Source organism: Nocardioides sp. CCNWLW239 (assembly GCF_037137035.1).
Classification (GTDB): domain Bacteria; phylum Actinomycetota; class Actinomycetes; order Propionibacteriales; family Nocardioidaceae; genus Nocardioides.
Window position 1 is genome coordinate 248596 of sequence record NZ_JBBBNW010000005.1, and the last position, 12160, is coordinate 260755.

The window sequence follows — 12160 nt, forward strand, 5'->3', positions numbered from 1 at the left end:
AGTCACAGAATCGTGGGAGATCCGGGAGGTATTGCGGAAGCCAAACCTGCTTCTGTCGGGTATCAGCGCCGTCGATAGTCGGTGGTCAGTCTGCTCGGCCCAGCTGGGCCGCGGCTCGCTTCATCATCCGCCGCAGCCAGGCGTGGGCCGGGTCGACGCGGTGGGCGGGATGCCACCAGAAGGCCTCCTTCAGCGGGACCACGTCCCAGGGACACTCCAAGATCCGTACGCCGGCGGAGCTCGCCAGTCTGGTCGCGAGCTGGCGCTGCAACAGGGCGACCCGAGGCGTTCCGGCCACCAGGAACGGAACCGGGAGGAACGTCTCGGTCACCACGTGGACGTCGGGCTCGACGCCGATCATGCTGAGCTGGCGTGCGGCCGGGGTGAAGGCGGTCGGGGCGAGGTGGGTCACGACCCACGGCATCTCGGCGAGCTGATCCAGGGTGATCTCCTCGCCGACGTGGTCGTTGTCCGCAGACACGACCAGCACCCACCCGTCGGTGTGGAGCTCGACGGCGGGCAGGTCCCGCAGGAAGCCGTGGGGCAGCACCATCCCGTCGACGTGGCGCAGCGACTCCGGTGCGTGGTCGACATCGCCGCGGGTCTGCAGCTGGAAGCGTAGGCGTACGCCCGGGGCCTCTCGGGCGAGCTCGGTGGCGAGATGGTCGCCGAGGACGGTCGTTGAGTAGTCCGAGGCGACGACGGTGAACTCGCGGGTGGAGATCGCGGGATCGAAGCCTGGCTCGGCCTCGAAGACCCGCCGGACTCCGGCGAGGGCAGTCGTCGTGGCGCCGCGCAGCTGGGCCGCCAGCGGCGTGAGGTCATAGCGGTTGCCGATGCGTACCAGGAGCTCGTCGCCGAAGTGGCGCCTCAGTCGCCGCAGTGCGGCCGAGACTGCCGGCTGGCTCAGTCCGAGCCGTTCCGCTGCCCGGGTCACGTTGCGCTCCTCGAGCAGCGCGTCCAGGGAGAGCAGCAGGTTGAGGTCGAGGTTCCGCAGGGGGTCGGTGGCCATGGCCCGACTATAAACGCGGTGTATGGCGAGGATAGGGAATCCGCTCTTCCTGAATAGTGCTCGCTCGCCCAGAGTGGTGCTCGTCACTCCACCCCCGCATATCCAGGGAGATCTCATGCCCGCCATCAGCTCGGTTCTCGTCATCGGTGCCGGAACCGCCGGGACGGCTACCGCGATCCTGCTCGCCGAGCAGGGCGTCTCGGTCGACCTCGTCGACGCCAAGCCGGACCTGTCCGCCCTCGGCTCCGGGATCACCCTGCAGGGAAATGCGCTGCGGGTGCTGCGCGGCCTCGGTGTGTGGGAGCAGGTGCGCGCGGAGGGCTACGGCTACGACACCCTCGGGCTGCGCGCGCCCGACCCGACGGGCAGCCTGCTGGTCGAGATGGAGGACCACCGCACCGGCGGCCCGGACCTGCCGGCGACGATGGGGATGTACCGCCCCACGCTCGCCCGGATCCTTCTCGACCGGGCCGTCGCGGCGGGTGCCAAGGTGCGCTTCGGGGTCGCCCCCGCCGGCATCGAGCAGGATGAGTCGGGTGTCGAGGTCGCCTTCGCCGACGGGTCGCACGGGCGCTACGACCTCGTCGTCGGCGCCGACGGGGTGCGGTCCTGGACGCGCCGGGCGATCGGCATCGACGTGGAGCCCGAGCCGGTCGGGATGGGGATCTGGCGAACGTTCACCGGCAGGCCGGCCGAGGTCACCCGCACCGATCTCTACTACGGCGGGCCGTCCTACATCGCCGGCTACTGCCCGACCTCCGCGGACAGCCTCTACGCCTACATCGTCGAGCCGGCGCAGGACCGCACCGGCCTCTCGCCCGAGGAGGGGCTGGCGGTGATGCGCGAGCTGGCCGAGGCCTACCACGGGCCGTGGGACGAGATCCGCGCCTCCCTCACCGACGCCGCGCGGGTCAACCACACCCACTTCGAGAGTCATGTCGTCGACGGCCCGTGGAACCGCGGCCGCGTCGTGATCATCGGCGACGCCGCTCACAGCTGCCCTCCGACGCTTGCCCAGGGCGCTGCCCAGGCGCTCGAGGACGCCGCCGTGCTCGCCGAGCTCCTCACCGGTCTCGACGATCTGGACGCCGTCTGGCCCGCGTTCATCGAGCGCCGACTGCCGCGCGCGAAGACCGTCGTGGAGGCCTCGCTCCAGCTCTGCACCTGGCTGAAGGCGCACGAGCGCGGTGACGTACCCGGCCTGATAGCCGGCGTCGCCGCACTCGTCACCGACCCGGCCTGACCCACCTACCTCGCGAAATCTGCCTCATGAAGGAGAACCCCGTGACCATCATCGACCCCACCGTCGAGACCCCGCCGGCCGAGCGGCTGATCACCCACCTGCGCCACGTCGACCTGGCCGTGCCCGACTACGAGCGGCAGCTGGAGTTCTACACGAACACCTGGAAGCTCAAGGCCGAGACCACCGACTCCGGCCTGGCGTTCCTGGCCGCGGAGGGCTCCCCGGAGCACTACTCCGTGCGCCTGCGTCGCGCTGACGACAAGCGGCTGGACCTGATCGCGTTCGGTGCGGCCAGCCCGGCCGACGTCGACGCCATGGCCGAGCGGCTCGGCCGTGCCGGGGTGAAGCTCGTCAGCGAGCCCGGCCCCGTCCTGACCCCGGGCGGCGGATACGGCTTCCGCTTCTTCGACAACGACGGACGTACGGTCGAGGTCTCCTGCGATGTTGCCGTGCGTCAACATCGCCAGATCGAGGAGGGGGAGTCGGTCCCGGTCAAGCTGTCCCACGTCGTCATCAACTCGCCGAATCCCGAGGAGACCGTGGCGTTCTACCAGCGCCACCTCGGCTTCGCGCTCTCCGACACCCTGACCCATCCGCGGATGGGCTCGGTGATGTGGTTCCTGCGCACCAATCGGTTCCACCACAGCCTCGCGATCGCCCGCGGGCCGCACGTCGCGCTGCACCACGCCTCCTTCGAGATGCGCGGCCTGGACGAATACATGCGCGGCACCGGGCGGCTGATGCGCGCCGGCGTCGAGAAGATCTGGGGACCGGGTCGGCACCTGGCCGGCAACAACACCTTCAGCTACTTCCTCGACCCGCACGGCAACACCATCGAATACACCACCGAGCTCGAGGAGCTCGTCGAGGACAGCTGGCACCCGCACCTCTACGACTTCAGCGACCCGGACGTCACCGACCAGTGGGGCACCGCCAACCCGATGGACGAGCTGGTCGCCGGCAAGTCCTTCAACGACCCGGACAAGGGCGTCTTCGTTGCCCCGCCGGTCTGAGCCCCGTGATGAGGAGAGCCCGATGAAGCTGGCCACCTTCCACGACCCCGTCCTCGGTGCGCCCCGCGTCGGCCTGGTGACCGAGGCAGGGCTGCACCCGTTCGCCGCCGTGCACTCGATGCGCTCGCTGATCGCGGGTGGACGAGCGGCGCTCGACCGTGCCGCTGCGGACGCGCGGGCTGCGGAGCCGCTGGACCTCGCCGAAGCCGAGCTGCTGGCACCGCTTGAGCCCGCCTCGGTCCGTGACTTCGTCGCCTTCGAGGAGCACGTCGAGGGCGTACGCCGCTCCGTCGACGGCGCCGAGGGCGTCCCGGACGCCTGGTACGACGCACCCGCCTTCTACTTCACCAACCCGCACGCGATCCTCGGCCCGGATGCGGAGGTCGCGTTCCCCGCGGCCTGCCTGGCCCGTGACTTCGAGCTGGAGGTCGCGGTCGTCGTGGGCGCGGAGGGCCGGTCGGTCGCACCCGCAGAGGCCGGGGCGTACGTCTTCGGCTACACGATCCTCAACGACTGGTCGGCCCGCGACCTGCAGGGGCGGGAGATGCAGGTCGGTCTGGGGCCGGCCAAGGGCAAGGACTTCGCGTCCACGCTCGGGCCCTGGATCGTGACGGCCGACGAGCTCGAGCCCTACCGCGACGAGGACGGCTTCCTCGACCTGCTGTGCACCGTCTCGGTCAACGGCACCGAGGTCGGCCGCGACCGGCTCGCCAACATCGGCTGGACCTTCGAGACGATGATCGCGTACGCCTCGCGCGACTCCCGCGTGGTCGCCGGCGACGTCCTCGGCTCGGGCACCGTCGGCAACGGCGGGTGCCTGGCCGAGCTCTGGGGCCGTCGTGGCGCGCAGGAGCCGAAGCCGCTGCAGCCTGGCGACGTGGTGACCCTCGAGGTCGAAGGGATCGGCACCCTCACCAACACCGTCGCGGCCGCGCCGCCGGCGCCCGAGCTGCCGCCGGTGCGTCGCCGGGATGAGGCTGCTCGCACGGCCGCTCGTGAGGTGCCCCGATGACGTCGCTGGCCGGGCGTACGGTCGTGGTCACCGGGGCCGCCTCGGGCATCGGGGAAGCCGTCGCCACCGCCGTGGCGGCCGAGGGCGGGACCGTGGTCGGCGTCGACCGCGAGCCCGCACCCGGCGTCCGGGCCCTCGATGTCCGCGACGAGGGTGCCTGGGCCGAGCTGGCCGAGGAGCTCGGCCCGGTCCACGGGCTGGTGAGCTGTGCCGGCATCACCCGCCGCGCCCGCGTCGGCGCCGCGAGCGTCGCCGACATGCGCGACGCCCACGACGTCAACGTGCTCGGGCCGCTGCTCGGCATCCAGGCGCTGGCGCCGCTGATGCCCGCCGGCGGGTCGATCGTCACCATCGGGTCGCTCGCCGCCCTGCAGGGGCACTACCCGGTGGCCTACACCACCAGCAAGTGGGCCGTCCGCGGCCTCACCCACACCGCGGCGCTCGAGCTGGGGCAGCGCGGGATCCGTGTCAACGCCGTCCACCCGGGGTTCATCGAGACCGCGATGACCGCCTCCGCGCCGGCTGCGTTCCGGGAGGCCTCGGTCGCCGCGGCCCCGCTCGGCCGCGTCGGCACGCCCGAGGAGGTCGCCTCGGTCGTGGTCTTCCTGCTCGGTGACGGTGCCGCCTACGTCACCGGTGCCGAGATCCCCGTCGACGGCGGCGCCGCCTCGCACGCCGGCGCCAAGGCCGTCTCCGACGCCCTGCGCTGAGAATCATCACTACGAAGAGGACATGAGATGTTCGAGTACTTTCCCGGCAACTACGTCTGGAACCTGGGCGTGGTCGCCACGCTCAACTCCGGCGGCCTGATCGACGAGGTCGACCGTGCCTGCCGGCCCCTGCGCGAGCTGGCGGCCCAGGGCTCCGACGTGGGCACCGCCGAGTTCATGGCCGCCTGGCGTGGCGTCGCCGACCAGCTCGAGGAGCAGGCGACCGAGGCCGAGAAGGCCGGCCACCGGCGTACGGCGGGACAGAAGCTGTTCCGGGCCTCGGTCTACGTCTCCCAGGCGGAGCGGATGCAGAGCGCGAAGGACCCCGGTCGCAACGCTGAGTACCAGCGCAGCGTCGACCTGCTGGTCCGCTCCTTCGAGCTGCTCGACCAGCCGACGGTCAAGGTCGCCGTCCCGTACGTCGAGAACGGCCGCGAGACCACGCTGCCGGCCTACTTCCACCCGGCTCACCGGGACGGGACGCCGGCGCCGGTCATGATCGTGTGGAACGGCCTCGACTCCACCAAGGAGATGATGGTCGGCGCCGGCGTCCACACCGAGCTCGCCGCCCGGGGCATCTCGACGCTGATGGTCGACTGCGGTGGCGCGGGGGAGGCGCTGCGCCTGGACGGGCTCCCCGCTCGCGTCGACACCGAGGCCTGGGCCGCGGCCTGCGTCGACTGGCTCGAGGCGCGCTCGGACGTACGCGCCGATCGGATCGGGCTCGTGGGCTGGTCGCTCGGCGGCTACTACGCGCCTCGCGCGGCGGCGTACGAGAAGCGGCTGGCGCTGTGCGTCGCCTGGGGCGCGAACCACGACTGGGGTGCGGTGCAGAAGCGCCGCCTGGACCGCGAGGGCGAGAACCCGGTGCCGCACTACTGGGACCACGTGCTGTGGGTCTGGGGGCAGCCCGACATCGACACGTTCATCGAGTTCGCCGAGTCGATCAAGCTCGACGGTGTGGTCGAGGAGATCACGGTGCCGTTCCTGATCGTCCACGGCGAGAACGACCGCCAGATCCCTCTGGCCTATGCGCAGAGGTCCTTCGACCAGGCGGTCAACAGCCCCAAGCGCGAGCTGCGGATCTTCACCCCGGAGGAGGGCGCCACCGAGCACATCGGTCTCGACCACCTCCCGCACGTCATGGGTTTCGTCGCCGACTGGGTCGCGGACACCTTCGCCGAGCTGGACGCGTCATGACCCTCCTGGACCGAAGCGATCCCGAGGGCGAGATCGCCAAGGCGGTCGCCCGGGTCTCCAACTGGGGACGCTGGGGCGAGGACGACGTCCGCGGCACGATGAACTTCCTCACCGACCAGAAGCGGGTCGAGGCGGCAGGCCTGGTGCGGACCGGCCGGTCCTACTCGCTCTCGCTGCCGTTCGACATGGACGGACCGCAGAACGGCTGGCGACGGCGTACGAACCCGGTGCACACGATGCTCGACACCGGCACCGACGCGGTCGCCGGCGTCCAGGGCTTCCCGCACGGGATCGGCGGCGCCGACGACGTCATCGCGATGCCGCTGCAGTGCTCGACGCAGTGGGACGGGCTCGGCCACATCTTCGACCACGGGCACGCCTGGAACGGCCGTCCGGCGGAGTCGGTGGTGACCTCGCTCGGGGACGGGGTCACCGGGATCGAGACGGTCGCGGACGTGGTCTGCGGTCGCGGGGTGCTGCTCGACGTGGGTCGTGCGCTGGGTGCCGAGCTGGGCACGGACGGCGAGCTCCCTGACGGCTTCGCGATCACCGAGGAGCACCTGGAGCGCACGATCGCCGCGCAGGGCACGGTCGTGGGGCGCGGCGACATCGTCGTCGTACGCACCGGCCAGCTCAGCCGGGCCCGCCGGGGCGTCGCCGCCGGCCAGGGGTGGGGCGGCTATGCCGGGGGACCGGCTCCGGGCCTGTCCTTCACCACCGCCGACTGGCTGCACCGCACCGAGATCGCCGCCATCGCCACCGACACCTGGGGCTTCGAGGTGCGGCCCAACGAGTTCGACGACGCCTTCCAGCCGCTCCACCAGGTCGCGATCCCGCACCTCGGGCTCTTCCTGGGCGAGATGTGGGACCTCGACGGCCTCGCGGATGCGTGCGCCGAGGACGGTCGGTACGACTTCCTCCTCACGGCTGCCCCGCTCCGCGTCACCGGGGCTGTCGGCGCACCGGTGAACCCGATCGCGCTGCGCTGAGGGGACGGATGCTCACCGAGGTATCTCGGTGAGCATCCGCTTCCCTCGCGGAACTCCGCCGGGGAAGCGCGCGTCGACCGAGTTACCTCGGTGAGCATTCCGTGTCCCGTCGGGCACGCGGCGCGGAGTGTGGGCCGGTCGAGTTACCTCGGTGGGCATCCCGCGGGGCGGTGTGGGCCGACCGAGTTACCTCGGTGAACATGAACATCCCTCGTGGAGCTCCGCCGGGGAAGCGCGCGTCCGCCGAGTTACCTCGGTGAGCATCCCGTGCCCGCCGGGTGCGCGTGGCGGGCGCGGTCCGGCTGAGTTAGCTCGGTGAGCATGCACAGCCGTCGAGCCCCGCAGGGGAAGGTCCGCTCACCGAGTTACCTCGGCGGGCGCGCGCTTCCCTCGTGGAACTCCGCGGGGGAGGTGCGCGTCGGCCGAGTTACCTCGGTGAGCATCCACCTACCCGGCAGAGACCGGGAACGTGTGCGCGACCGGCCCGCAGACGGCGTCGATGGGCTGCTCCAGCGGCACCCCGGAGCCGTCGCGGCGGGGGTCGATCTCGGGCAGGTCGATGGGGGCGCCGGAAGCTGCGGCGGCCATCGGGGGAGCGGCACCGACCCACGCGAAGACGAGGGTGTCCTCGCCCTTGAGATAACGGTGGGCGCGTACGCCGCCGGTGGCCCGGCCCTTGGCCGGGAACTCGCTGAACGGCGTGGTCTTCACGCTGCCGGTCTCGGTGCCGGGCAGAGCGCTCGACGATCCGGCGACGGTCACCACCGCCGCACCCTCGGGGGCGTCGGGGGAGACGACGCCGAAGAAGACGACCTTGGACCCGTGGGCCATCCGGACACCGGCCATGCCGCCGGCGCTGCGGCCCTGGGGGCGTACGACGTCGGCGGGGAAGTGGAGCAGTTGGGCGTCGGAGGTGACGAAGACCAGCGACTCGGTGCCGGTGCGCAGCTGGGCAGCGCCGACGACCTCGTCGCCGTCGGCGAGCTTGATGACCTCCCACTCGTCCTTGTTGAGCAGCACCTCGGGATTGACCCGCTTCACGACGCCGAGGCGGGTGCCGAGCGCGATGCCCGGCCCGTCGGTCGCCAGCGTGGTGAGGGCCAGGGCCCGCTCGTCGGACTCCAGCGAGAGTAGCGCCGAGAGCGGCAGGCCACCGGACAGGTTCGGGTCGCCGTGGGTCGGCGGCATCGCCGGGAGGTCGAGCACCCCGAGACGTACGAGACGGCCTCGGGAGGTGAGCACGCCGATCTGGCCGCGGGCGGTCGCCGGGACCACCGAGACGATCACGTCGTGGTTGGCGCGCGCCCCAGAATCAGTAGAGCCGGTGGTGAACGGCTCGGCGTCGGAGGAGCGGGCCAGCAGCCCGGTCGAGGAGAGCAACCCGTAGCACGGGTCGTCGGCGACCTCGAGGCTCATCGACTCCAGCGCCGGGGTGCCGGCGGAGGCGAGCAGCACGGTGCGCCGCGGGGTGCCGAACGTCTTGGCCACCTCGCCGAGCTCGTCGGAGACGACCTTCCGGAGCATCTCGTCGTCGCCGAGGATCGAGTCGAGGTACTCGATCGTGGCCTGCAGCTCGTCGCGCTCCTTCTCCAGCTCGATCTTGGAGAACTTCGTCAGCCGGCGCAGCGCCATGTCGAGGATGTATTCCGCCTGGGCCTGGCTGAGGTCGAAGACGGTCATCAGCCGCTCCTTGGCCTCGCCCGCGTTCTCCGAGGAGCGGATCAGCTGGATGACCTCGTCGATGTCGAGGATCGCGATCAGCAGCCCGTCGACCAGGTGCAGCCGGTCGGCGGCCTTGTCCCGGCGGAACTGCGACCGGCGCCGGACGACGTCATAGCGGTGGCCGAGGAAGACCTCCAGCAGCTCCTTGAGGCCGAGCGTGCGCGGCTGGCCGTCGACGAGGGCGACGTTGTTGATGCCGAAGGAGTCCTCCAGCGGGGTCATCTTGTAGAGCTGCTCGAGGACGGCCTCGGGCACGAACCCGTTCTTGACCTCGATGACGAGCCGGGTGCCGTGCGCGCGGTCGGTGAGGTCCTTGAGGTCGGCGATGCCCTGGATCTTCTTGGACTGCACCAGCGTCTTGACCCGCTCGACGATCTTCTCGGTGCCGATGTTGAACGGCAGCTCGGTGATCACGATGCCCTTGCGACGCCCGAACGTCTCGATCCGGGTGGTGGCGCGGATCTTGAAGGAGCCCCGCCCGGTCTCGTACGCATCCCTGATCCCATCCAGGCCGACGATGGTGCCGCCGGTGGGGAGGTCGGGTCCGGGGATGAACTTCATCAGCGTGTCGAGCTCGGCGCCCGGGTGCTTGATCAGGTGGCGCGCGGCGGCGATCACCTCGACCAGGTTGTGCGGGGCCATGTTGGTGGCCATGCCGACCGCGATGCCGGTGGCGCCGTTGACCAGCAGGTTGGGGATCGCGGCGGGGAGCACGCTCGGCTCCATCTCCCGCGAGTCGTAGTTGGGACGGAAGTCGACCGTGTCTTCCTTGATGTCGTCGGTCATCGCCAGCGCGGCCGGACCCATCCGAGCCTCGGTGTAACGCATCGCAGCAGCCGGGTCGTCGCCGCCGGGGGAGCCGAAGTTGCCGTGCCCGTCGATCATCGGCAGCCGCATCGCCCACGGCTGCGCCATCCGCACCAGCGCGTCGTAGATAGCGCCGTCACCGTGCGGGTGCAGCTTGCCCATCACCTCACCGACGATGCGGGCACACTTCACGTGGCCGCGGTCGGGACGTACGCCCATGTCGTTCATCGTGAACAGGATCCGGCGCTGCACGGGCTTGAGGCCGTCGCGGGCGTCGGGCAGAGCCCGGGAGTAGATGACGGAGTAGGAGTACTCCAGGAATGAGGACCGCATCTCGTCCCCGATGTCGGTGTCGAGGATGTGCTCCTCGAAGTCGTCGGGGACTTCCTGCTTGGTCTTGCCGCGTGCCATAAGGGGCATTGTCTCGAATCCCTGTGCGAGTCCGCCATCGGGGCTCGCCGTAGGCGCGTGGTTGTCGAAATCGCTTCCGCATTCGGATTCGGCGGGGTTAGCGTCCGGCCGTGAGCATCGCCAAGACGCCCGAGCCGCCCTACACGGCCGTCATCTTCACCTCCCTGCGCACGCCCACAGGAGAGGGCTACGCCGAGACCGCCGCCCGGATGGAGGAGCTCGCCGCCGAGCAGCCGGGATTCCTGGGCATCGAGTCTGCCCGCGAGGGCATCGGCATCACCGTCTCGTACTGGACCGACGACGAGGCCGCCCGGTCATGGAAGACCGTCGCCGAGCACCGTCGTGCCCAGCAGACCGGTCGCAGCCTGTGGTACGAGGACTACCAGGTGCGTGTCGCCACCGTGACTCGCGCCTACGGCATGGGTGGCCGCTAGCGGAGGGGGTCCGTTCGCAGCCCTCGGGCGCGTACGCTGGATGGATCAGGACATCACCCGCTGACGCACATGGAGGTGCTGACGATGGCTGTCACCCAGATCGAGCTCGACAACGAGCTGCTCGCGGAGGTCCAGCGGATCTCCGGCGCGACCACTCCCCAGGAGGCGGTCGAGTTCGCCGTGCGCGAGCTCGTCCTGCGCAACCACGAGGGAGATGCTCCCAAGCACGCCCAGAAGCTGGCGCGGAACTGGGACTACGACGGCTGGCGGGTGCTCAACGAGCGCGACCGTGCCAACGCCGTACGTCACTGATCGAGCACCAGGTCGAGCAGTCCAGGGAACCGGCGGTCGAACTCGTCGCGTAGCAGGCGGTTCATCCGCCGGTTCCCCTCGTCGCGCTGCTCGAGAAGCCCGGCGTCCACGAGGGACCTGAAGTGATGGGTCAGCGTCGACTTGCTCACAGGGAGGTCGAACTGACCGCAGGCGATCGTCCACGGCTCGGCCGCAGCCAGCTGCCGGAGGATCGAGCGGCGTACGGGGTCGCCGACCGCGTCGAGGGCGCCCTGGAGTGCCGCGTCGGTTGCGGGGGTGCGGAAGTCGGTTGACATGTTCGATCTCCGTCGTACAAGGTTTGAATGTTCGATCATCGTCGAACATAACCTATTTCGGAGGAGTTGTGGCATGCCTGACCAGCAGAAGGTGGACGTGCTCAAGCGGCGGCTGACGCCGTATGGGGTGTGGACCAGTGCGCAGCAGTGGACCGACCTCGGCCGGGCGCGTGAGGTCGCGGCGGAGGTGGAGAGCCTGGGGTACGGCGCGATCTGGGTCGGGGTCTCCTCGCTGCCGTTCGACGTACACGAGGCGCTGCTCGCCGGCACCACCGACCTGCTCGTCGTCACGGGCATCGCGAGCATCTGGGACAACCCCGCCGCCGAGGTGGCGGAACGCCATCAGGAGCTCAACGCAACGTACGACGACCGGTTCGTGCTCGGTCTCGGCAACAGTCATGCGCAGCGGGTCGGCGAGCAGACGTACGTCAAGCCTTACAGCCGGACCGTCGACTATCTCGACGAGCTCGACGCCGTGGGCACGGTCCCCGAGGAGGGCCGGCTCCTGGCTGCTCTCCGCCCGCGCATGCTCGGTCTCGCCGGCAGCCGCACCGCCGGTGCACACCCCTACCTGATGCCGCCGGAGCACACCGCGCACGCACGGGCCGCTCTCGGTCCCGGTCCGTTGCTGGCTGCCGAGCAGAAGGTGGTCCTCGAGACCGATCCGGCACGCGCTCGGGCCATCGCCCGGCAGCGCCTGTCGATGTATCTCGGCCTGCCCAACTACACCGGAGCCCTGCAGGACTACGGCCTCGAGCCTGAAGACTTCGAGGGCGAGGGCAGCGACCGCTGGGTGGACCTCGGAGCCGCCTGGGGCGACGAGGACGCGGTGCGGGGGCGCCTGCAGGCGCATCATGACGCCGGCGCGGACCACGTCCTGGTCCAGGTGCTCACCGAGGACAGCTCCTCCGACCTGCCGCTTGCCGAATGGCGCACGCTTGCGAACGCTCTTCAGCTTCGTGCCCGCTGTAGTTGACTGGTGCCTACCGCTAGATTTCT

The 12160-nt window shown here is 70.5% G+C and carries 12 protein-coding genes; 9 read left to right on the forward strand and 3 right to left on the reverse strand.

Annotated elements, in window-relative coordinates; translation table 11 throughout:
• Positions 1–85: 85 nt before the first annotated feature.
• Complete coding sequence (locus WBG06_RS20275; protein ID WP_336738770.1) at positions 86–1012, reverse strand: LysR family transcriptional regulator; 927 nt, start codon at positions 1010–1012, stop codon at positions 86–88.
• Positions 1013–1127: 115 nt separating this feature from the next.
• Between WBG06_RS20275 and WBG06_RS20280 the strand changes: the two genes are divergently transcribed.
• From WBG06_RS20280 to WBG06_RS20305, 6 genes are read left to right on the forward strand one after another with little or no spacing between them, the layout of a single operon-like run.
• Entirely contained in the window at positions 1128–2255 is a 1128-nt protein-coding gene (locus WBG06_RS20280) for an FAD-dependent monooxygenase (RefSeq protein WP_336738771.1), read from the forward strand.
• Positions 2256–2296: 41 nt separating this feature from the next.
• Positions 2297–3268, forward strand: coding sequence for a VOC family protein (locus WBG06_RS20285; protein WP_336738772.1), 972 nt, complete (start codon positions 2297–2299; stop codon positions 3266–3268).
• A gap of 22 nt (positions 3269–3290) precedes the next feature.
• On the forward strand, positions 3291–4280 hold the full coding sequence (locus WBG06_RS20290; protein ID WP_336738773.1) for a fumarylacetoacetate hydrolase family protein: 990 nt from the start codon (positions 3291–3293) through the stop codon (positions 4278–4280).
• Complete coding sequence (locus tag WBG06_RS20295) at positions 4277–4990, forward strand: SDR family NAD(P)-dependent oxidoreductase (protein WP_336738774.1); 714 nt, start codon at positions 4277–4279, stop codon at positions 4988–4990. Before WBG06_RS20290 ends, WBG06_RS20295 begins: the two co-directional genes overlap by 4 nt.
• A 27-nt stretch (positions 4991–5017) precedes the next feature.
• On the forward strand, positions 5018–6190 hold the full coding sequence (locus WBG06_RS20300) for an alpha/beta hydrolase family protein (RefSeq protein ID WP_336738775.1): 1173 nt from the start codon (positions 5018–5020) through the stop codon (positions 6188–6190).
• Positions 6187–7179 carry a cyclase family protein gene (locus tag WBG06_RS20305; RefSeq protein ID WP_336738776.1) on the forward strand — a complete coding sequence of 331 codons (993 nt, stop codon included), beginning with the start codon at positions 6187–6189 and terminating at the stop codon, positions 7177–7179. Before WBG06_RS20300 ends, WBG06_RS20305 begins: the two co-directional genes overlap by 4 nt.
• 447 nt (positions 7180–7626) lie before the next feature.
• Here WBG06_RS20305 and WBG06_RS20310 read toward each other — a convergent pair whose 3' ends face one another.
• Complete coding sequence (locus WBG06_RS20310) at positions 7627–10119, reverse strand: DNA gyrase/topoisomerase IV subunit A (protein ID WP_336738777.1); 2493 nt, start codon at positions 10117–10119, stop codon at positions 7627–7629.
• A 110-nt stretch (positions 10120–10229) separates the two neighbouring features.
• On the opposite strand from WBG06_RS20310, the gene WBG06_RS20315 reads away from it, so the two are divergent.
• Together WBG06_RS20315 and WBG06_RS20320 are read left to right on the forward strand one after the other, a co-directional pair.
• Positions 10230–10553, forward strand: coding sequence for an antibiotic biosynthesis monooxygenase family protein (locus tag WBG06_RS20315; RefSeq protein WP_336738778.1), 324 nt, complete (start codon positions 10230–10232; stop codon positions 10551–10553).
• An 84-nt stretch (positions 10554–10637) separates the two neighbouring features.
• The gene (locus tag WBG06_RS20320) at positions 10638–10865 is read left to right on the forward strand and encodes a type II toxin-antitoxin system VapB family antitoxin (RefSeq protein ID WP_183545086.1); all 228 of its coding nucleotides are present in this window, start codon (positions 10638–10640) and stop codon (positions 10863–10865) included.
• Here the strand turns inward: WBG06_RS20320 and WBG06_RS20325 are convergent.
• Complete coding sequence (locus tag WBG06_RS20325) at positions 10859–11161, reverse strand: ArsR/SmtB family transcription factor (RefSeq protein WP_336738779.1); 303 nt, start codon at positions 11159–11161, stop codon at positions 10859–10861. The genes WBG06_RS20320 and WBG06_RS20325 overlap by 7 nt on opposite strands.
• Positions 11162–11234: 73 nt before the next feature.
• On the opposite strand from WBG06_RS20325, the gene WBG06_RS20330 reads away from it, so the two are divergent.
• Entirely contained in the window at positions 11235–12137 is a 903-nt protein-coding gene (locus WBG06_RS20330; RefSeq protein WP_336738780.1) for a TIGR03620 family F420-dependent LLM class oxidoreductase, read from the forward strand.
• Positions 12138–12160 lie beyond the last annotated feature (23 nt).